The 17,308-nt window shown below is 71.0% G+C and carries 17 protein-coding genes; 9 read left to right on the top strand and 8 right to left on the bottom strand.

Translation table 11 applies throughout. From position 1 onward, the window contains the following. The 7 genes from HLB15_RS16815 to HLB15_RS16785 all read right to left on the bottom strand — a co-directional run. Positions 1 to 1,691: GTPase family protein (locus tag HLB15_RS16815; RefSeq protein WP_249360248.1), on the bottom strand; the 1,691-nt coding region annotated here is incomplete at its 3' end. A 76-nt stretch (positions 1,692 to 1,767) separates the two neighbouring features. Beyond that, positions 1,768 to 2,655, bottom strand: a complete 888-nt coding sequence (locus HLB15_RS16810) for a hypothetical protein (RefSeq protein WP_212759988.1) — start codon at positions 2,653 to 2,655, stop codon at positions 1,768 to 1,770. Between the two features lie 137 nt (positions 2,656 to 2,792). Next, the gene (locus HLB15_RS16805) at positions 2,793 to 3,737 is read right to left on the bottom strand and encodes a phosphotransferase (protein WP_229785541.1); all 945 of its coding nucleotides are present in this window, start codon (positions 3,735 to 3,737) and stop codon (positions 2,793 to 2,795) included. Positions 3,738 to 3,901: 164 nt separating this feature from the next. Next, positions 3,902 to 5,584 carry an energy-dependent translational throttle protein EttA gene (gene ettA, locus HLB15_RS16800; RefSeq protein ID WP_171106908.1) on the bottom strand — a complete coding sequence of 561 codons (1,683 nt, stop codon included), beginning with the start codon at positions 5,582 to 5,584 and terminating at the stop codon, positions 3,902 to 3,904. Between the two features lie 162 nt (positions 5,585 to 5,746). After that, positions 5,747 to 6,256: a single-stranded DNA-binding protein gene (locus HLB15_RS16795; protein ID WP_171106907.1), complete on the bottom strand. Its 510-nt coding sequence runs from the start codon at positions 6,254 to 6,256 to the stop codon at positions 5,747 to 5,749. 51 nt (positions 6,257 to 6,307) lie between these two features. Continuing rightward, positions 6,308 to 7,888: a P-loop NTPase family protein gene (locus HLB15_RS16790; RefSeq protein ID WP_171106906.1), complete on the bottom strand. Its 1,581-nt coding sequence runs from the start codon at positions 7,886 to 7,888 to the stop codon at positions 6,308 to 6,310. Beyond that, the gene (locus HLB15_RS16785) at positions 7,885 to 9,564 is read right to left on the bottom strand and encodes a GTPase (protein ID WP_311979587.1); all 1,680 of its coding nucleotides are present in this window, start codon (positions 9,562 to 9,564) and stop codon (positions 7,885 to 7,887) included. Before HLB15_RS16785 ends, HLB15_RS16790 begins: the two co-directional genes overlap by 4 nt. 650 nt (positions 9,565 to 10,214) lie before the next feature. Between HLB15_RS16785 and HLB15_RS16780 the strand changes: the two genes are divergently transcribed. Both HLB15_RS16780 and HLB15_RS16775 read left to right on the top strand, forming a co-directional pair. Continuing rightward, entirely contained in the window at positions 10,215 to 10,421 is a 207-nt protein-coding gene (locus HLB15_RS16780; RefSeq protein WP_189087068.1) for a hypothetical protein, read from the top strand. Between the two features lie 257 nt (positions 10,422 to 10,678). Continuing rightward, positions 10,679 to 10,816: a hypothetical protein gene (locus HLB15_RS16775; protein ID WP_171106904.1), complete on the top strand. Its 138-nt coding sequence runs from the start codon at positions 10,679 to 10,681 to the stop codon at positions 10,814 to 10,816. Positions 10,817 to 10,905: 89 nt separating this feature from the next. Here the strand turns inward: HLB15_RS16775 and HLB15_RS16770 are convergent, their stop codons facing one another. Continuing rightward, positions 10,906 to 11,490 carry a TetR/AcrR family transcriptional regulator gene (locus HLB15_RS16770; protein ID WP_171106903.1) on the bottom strand — a complete coding sequence of 195 codons (585 nt, stop codon included), beginning with the start codon at positions 11,488 to 11,490 and terminating at the stop codon, positions 10,906 to 10,908. Between the two features lie 70 nt (positions 11,491 to 11,560). Between HLB15_RS16770 and HLB15_RS16765 the strand changes: the two genes are divergently transcribed. From HLB15_RS16765 to HLB15_RS16740, 7 genes are all read left to right on the top strand, one after another. Further along, positions 11,561 to 13,096 carry an MFS transporter gene (locus tag HLB15_RS16765; RefSeq protein ID WP_171106902.1) on the top strand — a complete coding sequence of 512 codons (1,536 nt, stop codon included), beginning with the start codon at positions 11,561 to 11,563 and terminating at the stop codon, positions 13,094 to 13,096. Between the two features lie 7 nt (positions 13,097 to 13,103). After that, on the top strand, positions 13,104 to 14,522 hold the full coding sequence (locus tag HLB15_RS16760) for an amidohydrolase family protein (protein WP_171106901.1): 1,419 nt from the start codon (positions 13,104 to 13,106) through the stop codon (positions 14,520 to 14,522). A 64-nt stretch (positions 14,523 to 14,586) separates the two neighbouring features. After that, positions 14,587 to 15,051: an SRPBCC family protein gene (locus HLB15_RS16755; RefSeq protein ID WP_171106900.1), complete on the top strand. Its 465-nt coding sequence runs from the start codon at positions 14,587 to 14,589 to the stop codon at positions 15,049 to 15,051. Further along, positions 15,048 to 15,611 carry a hypothetical protein gene (locus tag HLB15_RS16750; RefSeq protein ID WP_171106899.1) on the top strand — a complete coding sequence of 188 codons (564 nt, stop codon included), beginning with the start codon at positions 15,048 to 15,050 and terminating at the stop codon, positions 15,609 to 15,611. Before HLB15_RS16755 ends, HLB15_RS16750 begins: the two co-directional genes overlap by 4 nt. Positions 15,612 to 15,699: 88 nt before the next feature. Beyond that, complete coding sequence (locus HLB15_RS23830; protein WP_212759986.1) at positions 15,700 to 15,942, top strand: nuclear transport factor 2 family protein; 243 nt, start codon at positions 15,700 to 15,702, stop codon at positions 15,940 to 15,942. Positions 15,943 to 16,011: 69 nt separating this feature from the next. Continuing rightward, the gene (locus HLB15_RS23825) at positions 16,012 to 16,155 is read left to right on the top strand and encodes a hypothetical protein (RefSeq protein WP_212759985.1); all 144 of its coding nucleotides are present in this window, start codon (positions 16,012 to 16,014) and stop codon (positions 16,153 to 16,155) included. Positions 16,156 to 16,318: 163 nt separating this feature from the next. Beyond that, positions 16,319 to 16,777, top strand: a complete 459-nt coding sequence (locus HLB15_RS16740) for a hypothetical protein (RefSeq protein ID WP_171106898.1) — start codon at positions 16,319 to 16,321, stop codon at positions 16,775 to 16,777. The last annotated feature ends 531 nt before the right edge of the window (positions 16,778 to 17,308 follow it).

The following is a 17,308-nucleotide window of genomic DNA, read 5'->3' as shown; positions in this document are numbered from 1 at the left end:
GCCTCGCGCAGGCTGGTCCCCGACGCGTCCGCCGCGCCCAGGGCGTCGAGCTGCGCGGTGTAGCGCGCGGCCTGCCCGTCCATGACCGCCTGGATGCGCGCGCGCAGGCGGTCGCGGGCCTGCACGGCCAGCCCGCGGACGGCGTCCTCCCCGAACACCGCCTCGAGCAGCCGCTGGGCGAGCACGGCCGAGCCGCCGGCGATACCGACCTCGATGCCGGTGAGGCCGCCCGTGGAGGCGAAGACGAAGATCATGAGCGCGACACCCAGCCCGTTGACGCCGAACGACAGTGCGCGGGCCCTGCCCCGCTTGGACTCGCCCTGCTCGCGCACGAGCCCCAGCACGTCGCCCTGCCAGGCGCGGATCTGCTCGCCGACGTCGGCCCGCAACGTCGCGGGGGTGCGCAGCAGCTCCAGACCCTCGAGCAGGGCCGCGCCTGCCGCGTCGCCGCGCCACGCCTGGTAGGAGCGCTCGGCGGCCTCCTCAGCGGCGTCGAGCACCACGGACTCGAGCCCGTGCGCGATGGCCTGCTCCACCTGAGGCGCCTCGCGCGGCGTGCCGCGGAAGAACCCCGTCACCGCGTCGCGGAACCGGCCGATGCCCTGCTCCACGGCGCGGAAGAACTCCCCCGTCCCGACGAAGTCCTGCCAGCGCGCGAGCACCTCGCCGCGCAGCAGCGCCCCGTCCGACGTCGCGGCGGTCACCTGGGTGACGGCGTCCGCGTAGGCGCGCTCCACGGCGTGCCGCAGCCGGGCGTCGGCGGCGCGCTGCTCGTCGACGGCGTCCGCGAGCTCCGCGGCGCGCAGCACGAGCGCGTCGACCACGCCGTCCCGCGTCGCGGAGATGACCCGCCGGCGGGCCTCGGCGTCCCCGCCCAGCCCGGTGAGCCAGCGCGACACGTCGCCGACGCTCTGCTCCGGCAGCAGCCCGTCGGTCAGCTCGGCCTCGCCGACGACGAAGAGCGGGCTCTGCGCCAGACCCTGCTCCTCCATCATGTCCCGCAGGTCGTCGGCCGTGGCCTCGGCGCCGGGGTCCACCCGGTCCAGCACGATGGCGACCTGAGCCTTGCGCGCTGCGGCCTGCTGCAGCAGGTCCCAGGGCACGGCGTCGGCGTAGCGGGCGGACGTCGTGACGAACAGCCACAGGTCCGCCGCCCCGAGGAGCTGCGCGGCCAGCTCGCGGTTCGCGGTGTCGACCGAGTCGATGTCGGGCGCGTCGAGCAGCGCGAGCCCGTGGGGCAGCGCGTCGCTCGCGACGAGGCGCAGCGACCGGCCGGGCTCGGCGGCGGCGCCCGTCACGCGGGCGAGGCCGGGCAGCACCCGGTCGGTGGAGAACCAGCGCGCGTCGAGCGGGTGATGCACCAGCACGGGCGCCTTCGTGGTGGGCCGCAGGACGCCCGGCTGGGTGACCTGCTCGCCCAGCAGCGAGTTGACGAGCGTCGACTTGCCCGCGCCGGTCGAGCCCCCGACCACGACGAGCAGCGGCGCCTTCTGCGCCCGCAGGCGCGGCAGCAGGTAGTCGTCGAGCTGGTCGGTGGCACGCCGCAGCTCGGTGCGTGCCGCGGCGGCGCCCGCCGTCTCCAGCGGCAGCCGGAGCGCGCCGAGCCGTGCGCGGAGCACCTCGAGCGCGCCCGTCAGCGCGGAGCCGTCGTCGGGCGCGGGGCGAGGCGCGGCGTCGGGCTGATCGCTCATGCCGACAGTCTGCCGCAGAGTCCCTGGTCAGGCTCGGGCGTGCCCCCGAGACGCGCCGGCGCGTCCCGGGGCGGCGTCAGTTGCCGAGCCGCGTGCGCAGCCACTCGAGCGCCGCGTGCGCCGCCTCGCGCTGCACGGCCCGCTCGTGCGGCATGCCCGGCTCGGGCGGCTGCATGGACCCCAGCACGAGCGCCCCGGCGACCGCGGCGACGGCGCAGGTCAGCGCCTCGGGGTCGACGCCGGCCAGCGGGTGCCGGTCGAGCACGACCTCGGGCGGGGGCGCACCGTCGACCCGCAGGTACGGCAGCAGCAGCACGACGTCGAGGAAGGCGGCTCCGCGCGACGGCATGAACCAGTCCACGGCGTGGGCGCTCGTGGCGTCCCACCCGTGGTCCGTGATCATGATCGACTCGCGGCGCAGCGCGCCGTGCACCAGGTTCTTGCCCGACATCGCCTCGGGCGCGTGCCCCGCGATGTCCGCGAGGTGCTCGACCTTGTCGACGAGCCAGGGCGTGAACGCCGACAGCCCGGCGGGCCGGGTCGCGGCCAGCGTGGCCCAGGCGCCGACGTCGATCACGTCGAGGGCGTCGGGCAGCTCCGGGGGCGCGTCGAGGGTGCCGATCTGGATCGCGAGCTCGACGGCGGCGGCGAGGTCCGCCTCGTCCCAGGGGTCGCGCGGCGGCCGCACCGGCTCGTCGCGGTAGCCCAGGGCCACCCAGCGGCCCGCGCCCGGCAGCACCTCGTCCACGAACCACTCGCGCGGCGGCGTCGGCACGTCGTCGGGCAGCAGGGCGAGGAAGGCCTCCTCCGCGGCCAGACGGTCCTGCGTCACGGGCGCCTCAGGGCCCACCGCCCGGACGATCCACCGGCTCGACGCCGTCTGGAGCACCTCGAGCTGGCCGGAGCTCTCGGTGCCGGCCAGCGGGGCGGAGCCGATGACGCGCCCGCCCAGGGTCTCGCTCACCCGGGACCGGACGGACGGGGGGAGGTCGGACCACGCCGGCCGGCGGACAGCACTCATGGCCGGAGTTTGCCTGCCTGGGCTTTCACCCGCAAACCACAAACCGTATGCGAGACGGCTCGTCGCCGCCCGGCACCTGGTCAGTACCCCAGGCGGGTCTGCAACCAGGCCACCGCGGCCCGCGCCAGGCGGTGCTCGGCGGCACGCTGCTCCGGTGCGTCCGGCGGCGGCGGTTCCATCGACGAGTGCACGTAGTGCCCGGCCAGGACGGCGATCCAGCAGGTCACCGCGTCCGGGTCGGTGCCGGCGGGCAGGCCGTGCCTGCGCAGGGTCGCCTCGGGCGGCGGGCCGCCGTGCACGCGCACGTGCAGCAGCATCGAGACGAGGTCGAGGTACGGGGCGCCGACGCCCCCGCGGACCCAGTCGGTGACGAGCGGCTCCTGGCCCGGGACCGTCGGGAGCAGCACGTTCTGCACCCGCAGCATGCCGTGCTGCAGGCTCGTGCCCGCGATCGCCTCGGGCGCGTGCGCCGCGATCTCGGCGAGGCCCTCGAGCCGGCCCGCCAGCCAGGGCGAGTGGTTCGCGAGCCTGGCCGGGCGCCGGTCGGCCAGCACCTCCCACGCCTGGGTGGGGAACGCCTTGACCTCCGGCACGAACATCGGGTCGTCCGGCGCCTCGATCTCGCCGATGGACCGCACCGCCCGCACCAGCCCCGCGACGTCCTCGTCCGGCCAGTCCAGGTCGACCGGGCGCAGCGTCGCGCGCATCCGGTACGCGACCGCGACCCACGTACCCAGCCCGGGCAGCTCCTCGTCGAGCGACCACTCCAGCTCGGGCCTCGGCGTTCCCGGCGGCAGCAGCGGGTTGAGCGCGATCTCCTGGCGCAGCAGGTCCAGTCGCGCGGGGTTCTGGGCGTCCACGGCCTTGAGGAACGCGTTGCCCTGGCTCGTCTGCACCTGCAGGTGCGTCCCGGGCAGGACCCCGGAGTCGCGCGGCACGCTCGCCGCGAGCACGCGGGCACCGAGCAGGTGGTTGATCCGCGATCGCAGAGCAGGTGGAAGGTCGTTCCAGCCTGGCCGTCGCATGGGGCTCACCGCGGCATCTTGTCGGAGATGTCAGGGTGCGGCAAGGATTCTCTGTCGCATTAACCCCTTTTGTCAGGTCGGGCACGCCGGGCATCACGACGAAGCGCCCGGCCTCCCGACGAACCGGGAGACCGGGCGCTCGTGCCAACCGTCCGGTCCGCGCGTCAGTCGCGCGTCAGGCGACGGTAGGTGACGCGGTGCGGCCGCGCGGCGTCGGCGCCGAGGCGCTCCACCTTGTTGGCCTCGTACGACTCGAAGTTGCCCTCGAACCAGTACCAGTTCGCCGGGTTCTCCTCCGTGCCCTCGTAGGCCAGGATGTGGGTCGCCACGCGGTCGAGGAACCACCGGTCGTGGGAGACCACGACGGCGCAGCCCGGGAACTCCAGCAGGGCGTTCTCCAGCGAGCCCAGGGTCTCGACGTCGAGGTCGTTGGTGGGCTCGTCGAGGAGCAGCAGGTTGCCGCCCTGCTTGAGCGTGAGCGCGAGGTTGAGGCGGTTGCGCTCACCGCCCGACAGCACGCCGGCGGGCTTCTGCTGGTCCGGGCCCTTGAACCCGAAGGACGCGACGTAGGCACGCGAGGGGATCTCGACGTTGCCGACCTTGATGAAGTCGAGGCCGTCGGACACGACCTCCCACAGGGTCTTCTTCGGGTCGATGCCGCCGCGCGACTGGTCGACGTACGAGATCGAGACCGTCTCGCCGACCTTCAGCTCGCCGCCGTCGAGCGGCTCCAGGCCCACGATGGTCTTGAAGAGCGTGGTCTTGCCGACGCCGTTCGGGCCGATGACGCCGACGATGCCGTTGCGCGGCAGCGTGAACGACAGGCCGTCGATGAGCACGCGGTCGTCGAAGCCCTTCTTGAGGTCGGTGGCCTCCAGGACCAGCGAGCCCATGCGCGGGCCCGCGGGGATCTGGATCTCCTCGAAGTCGAGCTTCTTGGTGCGCTCCGCCTCGGCCGCCATCTCCTCGTACCGGGCGAGGCGCGCCTTCGACTTGGTCTGGCGGCCCTTGGCGTTGGACCGCACCCACTCCAGCTCCTCCTTGAGGCGCTTGGACAGCTTGGCGTCCTTCTTGCCCTGGACCTCCAGGCGGGCCTGCTTCTTCTCGAGGTAGGTCGAGTAGTTGCCCTCGTACGGGTAGAGACGGCCGCGGTCGACCTCGCAGATCCACTCGGCGACGTGGTCGAGGAAGTACCGGTCGTGGGTCACGGCGAGCACGGCGCCGGGGTAGGAGGCCAGGTGCTGCTCGAGCCACAGCACCGACTCGGCGTCGAGGTGGTTGGTGGGCTCGTCGAGCAGCAGCAGGTCGGGCTTCTCCAGGAGCAGCTTGCACAGCGCCACGCGGCGGCGCTCACCACCCGAGAGCACCGTCACGTCCGCGTCCGGCGGCGGGCAGCGCAGGGCGTCCATCGCCTGCTCGAGCTGGGAGTCGAGGTCCCAGGCGTCGGCCGCGTCGATCTCCTCCTGCAGCGTGCCCATCTCGGCCAGCAGCGCGTCGAAGTCGGCGTCGGGCTCGGCCATCAGCGCCGAGATCTCGTCGAACCGCTGCTTCTTGGCCAGGATGTCGCCGACGGCCTCCTGGACGTTACCGAGGACGGTCTTCTCCTCGTTCAGCGGCGGCTCCTGCTGCAGGATGCCCACCGTGTAGCCCGGCGAGAGGCGCGCCTCGCCGTTCGACGGGGTGTCCAGCCCGGCCATGATCTTGAGGATCGTGGACTTTCCGGCGCCGTTGGGGCCGACGACGCCGATCTTGGCGCCGGGCAGGAAGTTCAGCGAGACGTCATCGAGGATGACCTTGTCGCCGTGCGCCTTGCGCGCCTTGTACATGGAGTAGATGAACTCAGCCACTGCCTGTGATCCACCGTTCGGGGTAGGTACTCGTGATTCGTGCTCGGAACTCGTGCCCGGATCCGTGCTCGGGACGGGGTGCGCTCACGCGGAGCGGGTGCCGGCGGCGTGCGCCCGGGCGTGCCCGGCACCCGCCGACCGCGGAGCACGGCTTCCCCAAGCCTACGCGGTCACCAGCTCCCGCCGCCCCGTGCCGTCGAGGTCGGGCACCCCGTCGAGCCCGCCGTCGGGCAGCGGCGCGTCGGGCCGTGCCTCACCGCCCTCGTCCGGCGGCACGACCGCGAACGGGTCGTCGGCAGGCCGGCCGTGGTGCACGAGCCGGGAGAACTCGACCCTGCCCCGGGTCGCGTCGATGCCGACGGCCGAGGCGGCGATCACGAGCGAGACGCGCTCCTGACCGTCGGGCCCGGTCCACTCGTCGACCTCGAGCCGGCCGGTCACGACCACCGGGTCGCCCTTGCGCACCGACCGGACCACGTTCTGCGCGGCCGCCCGCCACGCCTTGACGGTGAACCACAGCGTCCTGCCGTCGGTCCACTCGCCGTCGTCGTTCACGTAGCGGCGGGTGCTCGCCACGCGGAACGACGTCCACTCCTTGTCCTTGTCCGGGGTCACGTGCAGCGCGGGGTTGCTGCCCGCGAAGCCCGACACCGTCACCACGACGTCCTTCATGGGCCCTCCTGGGTGTCCGGGCCGGCCCGAGCGGCCGGCCCGCACCCAGCATCAGGCGCGGACCGTGCCCAGATCGCTCAGCCGGACCGTACCTGGGGACGCAGGCGGCATCGCGGCCCCTGTGGTCGAGCTCCCGGCCAGGCGCAGCGGTTCCGAGGGTCCGTCGTCGCGTGCGCTCTGTGCGAGCTCGCGCACCGCGCGGTGCTCGTCGAGCAGCTTCTGGGTCGGTACGCCCATGGTCTGGCGCAGCACCCGCTCGAGCGCGGCACGGCCGGAGGCGATCACACCCTGCGTGCGCCGCGCCGCCAGCGCTCTGCGCACCTGCATCCCGGTGAGGAACGCCACGAGCGCCGTCACGGCCGCGGCGATGGCCAGGACGCCGAGCACGGTGGCCGCCGTGTCGCCGACCGGCAGCAGGTCGAGCGCGGCGAGCACCGTGAGGAGGCCGAGCACGACGGCGACGACCACCGCACCGAGGGCGAGCCGGCGGGTGAGGCGCTGTGTCGTCGGACCGCGGGTGTCCAGGGAGATGCCCTGCAGGGCGGACGTGACCGCACCGGCCAGCTCCTGGGCGGACGCGACGCCCGAGGCGAGCGACCGCTGCCAGCCCGGCTTGAGCGCCTCCCCCGCGCCGGTCAGCCAGCGGGACCGCGACAGGGCGATCGCATCGGCGTCCGGCGGCCGGAACTCGGGCGACCCGTAGCCGTTGCGCACCGCGGCGCCCACCTGCGCCGCCACGGACTCCAGCCCCGCAGCGCGCGCCAGCGCGTCGATCTCACGCTCCAGCACGGTGTCGATGTGCCAGGGCACCTCCGCCGGCGTCTGGCTGAGCAGCAGCGCGGCCGCGGCGTCGAGCTCGCCGGCCGCCCGGCCGGCCGCGACGGAGCGGCGCGCGACGGTCTGCTCGAGCAGCCCGCGCAGCTCGGCGATGCCGACGTCGGTCTTGGTCGAGGCGGCCACGACGGGCACGTCCTCGAGGCCGTCGTCGCGCAGGAGGCGCTTGACGTCGTTGACGAGGTTCTCGCGCTGCCCGACGGGGACGGTATCGATCTGGTTGAGCACCACCACCGTGGACGCCTGCATGCCGGGCGTGTCACGCAGGTAGCCGGTGTGCAGCGCGTCGTCGGCGTACTTCTGGGGATCCACGACCCACACGAGGAGGTCGACCAGCGGCAGCACCTTGTCGACCACCTCGCGGTGCCCGGGCGCGACCGAGTCGTGGTCGGGCAGGTCCAGCAGCACGAGGCCGGCCAGGCTCGCCTCGTCGGCCGCGTCGAGCTCGCCCGCGCGGGTGATCCGGCGCTCCCGCTCGACGCCGAGCCAGTCGAGCAGCGCGGAGGCGTCGTCGCTCCAGGAGCACGCGGTGACCTTGGCCGTGGTCGGGCGCTTGACGCCGACGTCGGCGAACGTGAGGCGCGAGATCTTGTTGAACGTGCTCGGCTTGCCCGAGCCGGTGCCACCGGCGAGGGCGACGACGGTGTGGTCGACGCCGAGCGCGAGCCGCTCGCGCACCCCGGCGACAGAGCTGGCCACCGTGCCGAACACGGTGTCGTCGAGACGCGACCCGGCGATCTGCAGCGCGCGCCCGAGGTCCTCGGTGCGCGCGCCGAGCGTCGCATCCTGGCTCGTCATGTCAGCCTCCTGAGCTCGGCCAGCCGCACGCGCAGCGGTGCGGCCGCGTCATCGGCGAGGGCGGGGACGTCAAGGGCACTCTGGACAGAACGGGCCTCTTCCGCAACCGCTAGCGCTGCCTGCTGGGCCAGCTCGTCCTGGAGCTCCTCGATCTGGTCGACGGTGATCTCGCCGAGCACGCGGTCGATCACGTGGACGCACTCCTCGTTGCCGAGCGCCGCGCCGAGCAGGAGCGTCGCGAGACCGCTGTCGCCGAACGCCTTGCGGGCACCGGCCACGCGCGCCTCGGCATCGGGCTCCTCGCTCTTCTCCGCGACGTCGGCGAGCCTGCCGACGAGCTCGTCGCCCCGGCGGCACCACGCGGCCGCCGCCTCCTGACCGCGGGCGGTCCGCTCCTCGGAGCGCGCGGAGCCGGACGGCAGGAGCAGCTCGCCGGCCGGCAGCGCGCCCGGCCCGGCGAGCACCGTCTGCAGCTGCTCCTGCGTGCGCACGCCCGCCGCGACGAACGCGCGGGCGGCCGCGTCCTGGATCTCCTCGCGCAGCCGCGCCAGGGCGGTCTCCCGGTTCCGGCCGGCACGCTTGGTGGTCCGCGCGATCCCGTCGCGCACCGTGACGCGGTCGATGTGGTGGGTGCCCGCGAGCTCGGCGAACCGGGTGGCGACCGTGCCCTCGCCGACCGCACCGGACAGCACGCTCGTGCGCGCGGCGACCTGCGCGTCCGGCACCACCGCCTCGACGGCGTTGCGCAGGTCGAACGCGGCGGTGCCCTGCTGCTCGACGGCGGAGACGAGACCCATCACCCACTCGGGCAGCGCGCCCAGCGCGCCCTTGAGGGTGCGCAGGATGATCGTGCGGGAGCGCTCCGGGCCCGCCATGAGGTGCAGCCAGCGCTGGATCGGCTCGACGAGCTTCGGCTCCAGCAGCCCCTCGTGCGGTCCGACGTCGGGCACCACGAACAGCGGCACGTCCTTCATGCCGCGCTCCTTGAGCCGCGAGTTGAGGTCGGCCCGGATCGTGGTCAGGTTCTCCTTCGGCACCCGGTTGAGCACCATCGCGACGCTCGCGCCGCGCTCCCTCGCGCGGTCGAGCGCCTGCCACGGCAGCGCGTCGCCGTACCGGGCCGCCGTCGTCACGAAGAGCCAGAGGTCCGCGGCCTCGAGGAGCTGGTGGGCCGTGGAGCGGTTCTCGGAGAGGAACGAGTCGAGGTCCGGCGCGTCCATCAGCGCGGTGCCGCGCGGCACGCCCTCGTGCTTGACGAGGCGCGCCAGCTCCGTGACCGGGCCGGGGGTGAGCGTGTCGACGTCGCGCGGATGGACGCCCACGACGGGCTCGCGCGTGGTCGGGCGCAGCACACCCGCCTCGGAGACCTCCTCGCGCAGGAGGCTGTTGAAGAGCGTGGACTTGCCGGCGCCGGTCGAGCCCGCGAGCACCACGACGGCCGGGCTGGACAGCTCGCCCAGCCGCGGCAGCAGGTGCTCGTCGAGCTGCGCGAGCAGGCGTTCGCGGGAGGCCTCGGCCTCCTCGGCGCCCTCGATGGGCAGGGGCAGGGTCGCGGCGGCGACGTCGCGGCGCAGGTCCTGCACGACGTCGTGCACCGTGAAGCCGAGCTGCTCCGCAACGTCCGGGTCCACACCACCCCGACGTCCGAGCACTGCGGAGCGTGTTCCTGGAGTCACGGCTTCATCCTGATAGGTCAAGAACGTCTTGCCAAGCCGTGCCACGCGGTTGGTGCACGACGTCCGGCGCCTCCGTAGAGAGTTCGAGAACCCCTGCCCGGCTGTGAAAACCGTGGCTTCTCGCAGGTCGCGGGGTGTCTACCAGCGGGACCGCAGGCCGCTGGAGCCGTCTGTAGTGGACGAGCGGGGTCGGGTGGTGCGTGCAGTTGGGATGACTCAAACCTTTCTGAGCCCGGCACAGGTAGACGAGCTGGTAGCTCTCTACCAGGAGGGCGCGACGCTGGTGGAGTTGGGCGAGCGGTTCAGCGTTCACCGCCGCACGGCGGCGGCCCATCTGGTCCGCCGTTCGATCCCGATCCGCAGACGCGGTTTCAAATGAGTGCGACCTCGGCGAAGCCGTCGAGTTGCACACCGACGGGTTGAGTCTGATGGAGGTCGGCTTGCGGTTCGCGCTTCGGCCAGCTCCGCCCAGTGGGCTTCGAGCCGGCGAATGTAGGGCTGAAGCCCAGGCTGGGCAGGGGCTGTGAGTGCGTCGACGCCGCTAACCCCGGGCGACCTCGACCCACGTCCAACTACCTCGGGCACTCGTCCGGTGGCGTGCTCACGCTGCGGATCGCGGCACAGCACATGGGGATGGTGCGGGCGCTCTCTTGGAAGACCCGTCATTGTTCTCGTCGGTGCCGCCGCGGGGCGACAAGACGACCGGCGCCGTGCTGCACCGTGTCGCGGCGGAGTACCTGCGCCACCAGCGGGACACGGACTTCCAGCGCTACTACCTGGAGCGGGCCGACTACTTCGAGTTCTTCGGCAGGGCTGCTCCGCAACTCACGCGTTGGGCGCTGCGCTGGATCGACTGACGCCCGGCGAGCCGCTTCGCATCTAGTTCCTGCCGCGGGCGGTCGACGTCTGGTTCGAGGGAATGGTCGCCTATGACCCCGCATTCGGCAGCTCATGGAACACAGGGCGCTGGCACGAGGGCTTCGACACCGACGCTGCACTGGCCGTTGTCCGCGCACCGACCACGCTGATCCACACGCGGTAGTGGCACGACAAGCACGGCACTTCCTACGACGAGAACGGCGTACTCAAGCCAGCGACGGACGTCGACGATGCCATGCGCGCGCTCGAGCGGCTCGCCGACGCGGAGCTCGTGCCGATCTCCGGCGGGCGGCTTGTGCACCACGAGCGGCCGAGGGACTACCTCGCCGCGCTCGCGGGACTGGATGCGCGCAGCGCGCGGCAACGCGAGTGATCGCGCTCGGCCACCCACCGCTCGGTGGGCACGCGAACCATCGGCCCGGTCCGCACACGCGGAGGATTCGCTCCACGACCTCCCCTCGGCTAACCGCTGCCGCCGGGCCCGTTCGCCATGGCCAGCGCGCTCACGGCGGCGATGAGGGCGGATGCGGATGGGGTGGCCTCTGGCTCGATAAGCCACTGCAAAGCGGTGCCGATGATGACGGCAAGGACGAGGGATCCGAGCTGCCGGCCGGCTTCGTCGACGGCGGTGGGCTCGATGTCGAGCAGCATCGCGGCGATGCTCCGACGGTTGCGCTCATAGGTCGCGGCGAGCTGCTCCTGTACCTGGGGCGCGAACTCCGCTTCGGCGAATGCCTGCACGCTCGCCACGAGCGTGGCTCGCTGCTCGACGGATCCGGCGAGGAAGCCCTCGAGGAACTGCTCTAGGCGCGCGAGCGGCTCGGCCGCCTCCGAACCGATGCGAGCCTGCTCGATCGCGGTGCCCCACTCATCGAAGGACTCGAGGACCGCGGCGTTAAGCAGTGCCTCCTTCGAGCCGAAGTGGTAGCCGATCGCGGCGAGATTCGCGCCCGACGCAGCGGTGATATCACGCGCCGTCGTACGCGAATACCCCTTCTCGGCGATGCACCGCTTCGCCCCGGCAAGGAGATCCTGACGCTGTCCCATACTCCCGATCCTAACCCGAAGCCATACATCCGTCTTGTACGCGCGTATTAGACGTGTGTATGGTGATGATATGACCCTCACGACACCCCCTCGCGCAACCACCCGCGAATGGATCGGCACGAGCGTGCTGATCCTCCCCGCGCTCCTGGCCTCGATGGACCTGTCGGTGTTGTTCATGGCCTCCCCGTGGATCAGCGCCGACCTCGCCCCCACTGCCAGTCAGCACCTGTGGATCATGGACATCTACGGGTTCGTGATGGCCGGACTGCTCATCACGATGGGCAGCGTCGGAGACCGGATCGGGCGGCGCAAGCTGCTCCTGATCGGCGCCGTGGCGTTTGGGACGGCATCGGCGCTGGCGGCTTTCGCGTCCAGCGCCGAGATGCTCATCGCGGCTCGCGCACTTCTCGGTCTGGGCGGCGCGACCCTTGCGCCTTCCACCCTCTCCCTCATCCGCGGCATGTTCCACGACGAGAATCAACGCCGCACCGCGGTCGGCATCTGGACCGGCGCGTTCACCGGCGGTGTCGCCATCGGGCCGATCATCGGCGGGCTCCTGCTCGAGCACTTCCACTGGGGATCGGTGTTCCTCATCAACATCCCCGTCATGGCTCTGCTGCTCATCGTCGCCCCGCTCGTCATCCGCGAGGCCCGCGACCCCCACCCGGGCCGGTTCGACCTGCTCGGCGCCGCTCTGTCGCTGGCAGCGATCCTGCCGCTCGTCTACGGCATCAAGAAGACCGCCGAGGACGGCGCCGGCTGGGCATCCGTCGCCGCGATCGTCGTCGGCGCGATCTTCGCCGCACTCTTCGTCGTCCGCCAGCGGACAACACCGAGCCCGATGATCGACGTCCACCTCTTCGCCCGCCCGGCCTTCAGCGGGTCCATCATCGCCAACGCCATCGTCGTCTTCGCCACCGCCGGAATGGGCCTGCTCTCGGTCACCTTCATGCAGACGGTGCTCGGTTTCGCGCCGCTCGCCGCCGCGCTCTGGATGCTGCCCACCGTCGCCGGCAGCTTCCTCGGCGTCGCGATCGCGTCCCTGCTCGCGCGCACGGTCCGCCCGGCGCTCCTGGTGTCGACCGGGCTCCTGGTCGCCGCGGTCGGATTCGCCGGGGTGAGCCTGGTCACTGCGGACTCGCACGTCGGCCTGCTGATCGTCGCCTACAGCACGCTGACGCTGGGGGTCGGAATGACGGCGACCATGGTCACCTCTCTCGTGCTCACCACCGCCCCACCGGAGAAGGCCGGTGCGGCTTCGGCCCTCGCCGAGACCAGCAGCGAATTCGGCGGAGCGCTCGGCATCGCCACCCTCGGCACGCTCGCGGGAACGATCTATCGCGGCGCGATGACGGCCAACCCGGTCCCCGGCGCCGAGAACGCAGCGGAAGCCGCGGGCGACACCGTCGGAGCGGCCGTGGCCGCCGCCCAGGAACTCCCGGCGGAGGTCGCCGATCTCCTCCTGAGGCAGGCCTTCGACGCGTACACGCACGGCCTCAGCGTCGCCGCAGTCGTCGGAGCAGCCGTTCTCGCGCTCGCCGCGATCTGCGCCGGGCTAGCACTGCGCACCGTGACGACCCCACAGTCCACCAGCACGGAGGAGTAACGGCTCTATGAGCAACGACAGCGTCCGAGTCCCGCGAGCCCAGGCCTACGTCGGCGCCACGGTCATCGACGCCACGGGAGCACCGCCGCGACCAGACCAGACCGTGATCGTCATCGACCGCGTGATCACGGCAGTTGGTCCGGCGAGTCTCATCCCTCTCCCCCCGGAGACCGTGATCCGGGACGTCCGTGGCAAGTACCTGATCCCCGGCCTCACCGACATGCACGTCCACAGCGAGTCGGAGACCGACGACCCGCGTCACTTCGCCAGCCTGTATGTCGCGAACGGCGTGACCGCGGTGCGCGAGATGTGGGGCCGGCCACGACTGCACCAGATCCGTCGGATGATCGAGTCCGGCGAACTGCTCGGGCCTCGCATGACCATCGCCAGCCCGCTGCTCGACGGCAGTCCCGCCCTGTGGTCCGACGTCCCGGACAGCCCGGTCGTCACGGTGGGCTCACGTGAGCAGGCGCGGCGCGCTGTGGCGGAGGCGATCGACGGTGGAGCGGACTTCATCAAGGTGTACTCCCGCCTGGGGTCGGAGGCGTACCGGGCCGTGCTCGCCGAGGCACAACTGCGCGGGACCACCGTCGCCGGCCATCGGTCGGATCATGTGCCGTTCCCCGAGCAGATCGAGTCGGGACAGCGGTCGTTCGAGCACCTCTTCGGTGGCATCTGGCCGGCCGCCTCCTCGGACATGGATCGGCTCGAAGCGGCCATGTCTCGGATCCAGACGGCCCCCGAGTTCCACCTGGGCAGTTGGATCAAGCAGGTCAGCCGGATCGAATGGGAGGCCGTCGCGTCCTACCGCCCCGCGAGGGCGGCGTCCCTCTTCGAACGACTCGTCGCCGCCGACGTCGCCTACACGCCGACCCTCGCGGTCCACGCGGTGATCGACCGCCCCGAGTCGATCCGACTCGACGACGAGCGGATGGAGTACATGGCACCCGGCACACCCGACTCGTGGGACTTTCTTCGGACGGAGATCTACTGCGGGGGTCACCGTTCCCCGGCGGAAGCCGAGCAGCACCGCGAATTGTACGATTGGCGCCTGGCGACCGTGGGCGCCATGGACGAGGCAGGCGTCAGGCTGCTCGCCGGGACCGACTTGGTCGGCCCCGGGCTCTATCCCGGGTTCAGCCTGCATGTCGAACTGGAACAGCTCGTTGCAGCGGGCCTGACCCCGATGCGCGCCCTCCAGTGCGCCACGTTGGAACCGGCCAGGTTCCTCGGGCGCGAGCAGTGGGCAGGAACGGTCGAGGCGGGCCGCGTGGCCGACCTCGTGATCCTGGATGCGGACCCGATGAGCGACATCCGCAACACCCGGTCAATCCATGCGGTCATGGTCGACGGCTACCACGTTGACCAGGCCGAGCGTGGGGAACTGCTGGCGACCGCGCGACGGATCGCGAAGGGCGACCGATGAACCTCCCTCCGACACGCTCAGCTCATCGAGACACCGCGTGATTCCCCCGAGAGGACCATCCGCTATGACCATCGCATCCCTGAGCGCCATCATCGATTCCCCCGTAGCGCGTGTGCACGACATCCTGCTCGACGCACCGGAGCTGCCCGACTGGAACCCTGCCTTCGTACGGGTCGAAGGCCCGGCGCGCGCGACCACCGGCGTCGAGTATCGACTCGACGCCATCCGGGGTCTCCACGGAACCCTCACCTACACCCGCATCGACAGCGACACGATCACGATCTCCTGGCAGGTGCCCGGGCTCTCCGAGACCGGGCAGTGGCAGTTATCACCGCAACCCGTGAGGCAACAGACGCGGGTCACACACACCGTCGAACGGCACGGACCCCTCGCGGCACTTCTCGGGCACGCTCTCGACACCCTTCCGAGATTGCGGCTGGAACGCCTCGCCGAACGGACCGCCGTTCCGCCGCCAGCCGACGGTCAGCCCGTGCAGGAACGGCATGCGGACACCGGGACGACACCATGAGCAGTACACGGTCGAGATCACTGGACTTGGTGAAGTGGTGCACCTACGCGGGCATGGTTGCCGGGCTGCCGACCGCACTGTGGCGACTGCCTCTGGTGATGGGGGCCACACTCGGTACTCCAGACCTCTGGCGCGAGCAGCAGAGCATCCCTGGCGCCGGCACGTGGTACCTCCTTCTGCTCTCGGCGATGCAACTCACCGCCATCGGATGCATGTTCTTCCTCACGATCGAGCCGAGGAAAGTGACCCCGCGCTGGCTGCCCACTAATCAGCGCCGGCTCGTGCCGGCGATCATCGGAGGGACGGGCATCGCGGGTGCCCTCGTGCTCGCTCTCCTCGTGACGATGTCCGTCATCGCATGGGACAAAGTCGACCCGTTCGCGAGCGCGGACTACGACGCCTGGGCCTGGGTGTGCGCCGGCTGCTATCTGCTCGCCGCCCTCTGGCCACCACTGCTCGGCGCAGCCTCAGTCGGATACCTGCGCCGCCACGGCGCACGAGCCGTGCAGGTCAACCAGGACACTTCGACGACGCGCGAGGAACCAAGAACCAGAACATGAATAGGGGCGCACTCAGCGGCAGCACTCTGACCACGCCACGCCGGTCACGGCATGCTGACGCTCCGACGCCGAGAGGGAGAGAGCGGAGATGTACAACCACATCGTTCGGAGCAAGGTCCGCGCCACGTTCGAGCGGATCAACGAGGGCGACTATCTGACGATGGTGGATGGCCTGGCACCGCAGTTCGAGTACCGCTTCCACGGAGAACACGCGCTCGGAGGTCGCAGGACCACCAGGGGCGCGATGATCCGATGGTGGGAGCGTGCGACGCGCCTGCTCCCGGGCGTGCGCTTCGACGTGCAGGAGGTGCTGGTCTCGGGCGGGCCGTGACGTACCCGTGTCGCAGTGCGGTCTCGCGTCTCTGGAGAGCTTCCTGACGGCGGGCGGTATGAGAACACCGTGTTCCAGTTCCTGACCCTGGTATGGGGACGCGTCACCGACGTCGAGACCATGGAAGACCTGCAGGTCCTTGAACGAGCACTCGATGTGGTGGAGGCTGCAGGCGTGTCCGAGGCTGCCGCCGCCCCCATCACGGACGCGTAAATCCTGCCGGTCCTCTGTTCCACACCAAAGCTGTCAGACCGAGGAAGGCTCGTTGACGAGTCAAGGCGACAACGAGACGCACCCCAACGCAGCGACTCCCCGCCGCAACATCCATCAACTCAACGGTGCGACTTTCAGTCACGACCAGAACAGGCGGTGAACAATGAACTCGCAGGCATCACGGGGTCGAATACGTCCGTGGCATCTGTGGATAGTGGCGATCGCAACATTCGCCTTGTACGTCGGCGGGGCGCGCGACTTCGTCCTCATCCTGATCCACGACCAGCACTACATCCGAGATCAGTTCGGCGCCGGCGGAATCGACTACTTCACCGACTACCCGCCACTGCTTCGCGCCGTCTGGGCGATCAACGTCCTTGCAGGACTGACCACTCCCGTGCTCCTGCTCGCACTCAATCGTTGGGCGTTGCCCACTGCTCTGGCCGCGACGATCGCCCAAGGCGTCCTTCTCGCCGTGACATTCGCGTTCCTCGACAGGTGGGCGATGCTTGGCGCGATGACCTCATGGTTCGACATCGGCATCGGAGTCACCACCGCACTGATTGCCGGTTACTGCGAGACGATACGCCGCCGCGGAGTCCTCGCTTCGCCCGACTCGTAAGCGCCTTCAGAGACACATAAGCGCCTTGAGACCCATCGGGTCGAACTCCCAATCGCCCACGAGTCAGGTCGGTCTGGCAAACGTCGATGCGCCCATCCGCGTCAGCGGTAGATGGGCACGAGCATCGGCATGACTGGCTGTGGATAGGTGTCAGGGTTACTGCGGTGGGCGCGTCGTAGAGGAGACCTATGGGGTCGCCGCGTTGTATGCGGTTCGCGCTTCGGTCAGCTCAGCCCAGTGGGATTCGAGTCCGGTGAGTGTAGGGCTGACCCCGAGGCTAGCCTCGATCATTCACTTGGTGGGTAGCCCGGCCTGAGCGGTTCGTCCGATTTGGTGGTTGGCGCGTCTTGGGCATGGTTGCCGTGCGCGTGTCGCTGCGTGCGCCGGTTCCGGCCGGGGGTTGTGCAGGGCCCCGGCAAAGTCATGACTGTAGGAGTGCGTGGATGGGCCGGTCGATGTCTCTGGCGTGATGACGTAGGGCTTGGGCGATGTTGTCCCAGCCGGCGTGGCGCAGGATCGCGATAGCGGTGT

This window comes from Promicromonospora citrea (assembly GCF_013004695.1).
GTDB classification, from domain to species: Bacteria; Actinomycetota; Actinomycetes; order Actinomycetales; family Cellulomonadaceae; genus Promicromonospora; species Promicromonospora citrea.
The sequence above is the reverse complement of the archived record's forward strand: the minus strand, read 5'-3'. Positions and strand labels throughout refer to the sequence as shown.

Coding starts and splice junctions, on each gene's coding strand:
- HLB15_RS16805 (WP_229785541.1), bottom strand. CDS start 3,737: ATGCGACGGCCAGGCTGGAACGACCTTCCACCTGCTCTGCGATCGCGG.
- HLB15_RS16795 (WP_171106907.1), bottom strand. CDS start 6,256: ATGAAGGACGTCGTGGTGACGGTGTCGGGCTTCGCGGGCAGCAACCCC.
- HLB15_RS16790 (WP_171106906.1), bottom strand. CDS start 7,888: ATGACGAGCCAGGATGCGACGCTCGGCGCGCGCACCGAGGACCTCGGG.
- HLB15_RS16775 (WP_171106904.1), top strand. CDS start 10,679: ATGCGCGCGCTCGAGCGGCTCGCCGACGCGGAGCTCGTGCCGATCTCC.
- HLB15_RS16770 (WP_171106903.1), bottom strand. CDS start 11,490: ATGGGACAGCGTCAGGATCTCCTTGCCGGGGCGAAGCGGTGCATCGCC.
- HLB15_RS16765 (WP_171106902.1), top strand. CDS start 11,561: ATGACCCTCACGACACCCCCTCGCGCAACCACCCGCGAATGGATCGGC.
- HLB15_RS16760 (WP_171106901.1), top strand. CDS start 13,104: ATGAGCAACGACAGCGTCCGAGTCCCGCGAGCCCAGGCCTACGTCGGC.
- HLB15_RS16755 (WP_171106900.1), top strand. CDS start 14,587: ATGACCATCGCATCCCTGAGCGCCATCATCGATTCCCCCGTAGCGCGT.
- HLB15_RS16750 (WP_171106899.1), top strand. CDS start 15,048: ATGAGCAGTACACGGTCGAGATCACTGGACTTGGTGAAGTGGTGCACC.
- HLB15_RS23830 (WP_212759986.1), top strand. CDS start 15,700: ATGTACAACCACATCGTTCGGAGCAAGGTCCGCGCCACGTTCGAGCGG.
- HLB15_RS16740 (WP_171106898.1), top strand. CDS start 16,319: ATGAACTCGCAGGCATCACGGGGTCGAATACGTCCGTGGCATCTGTGG.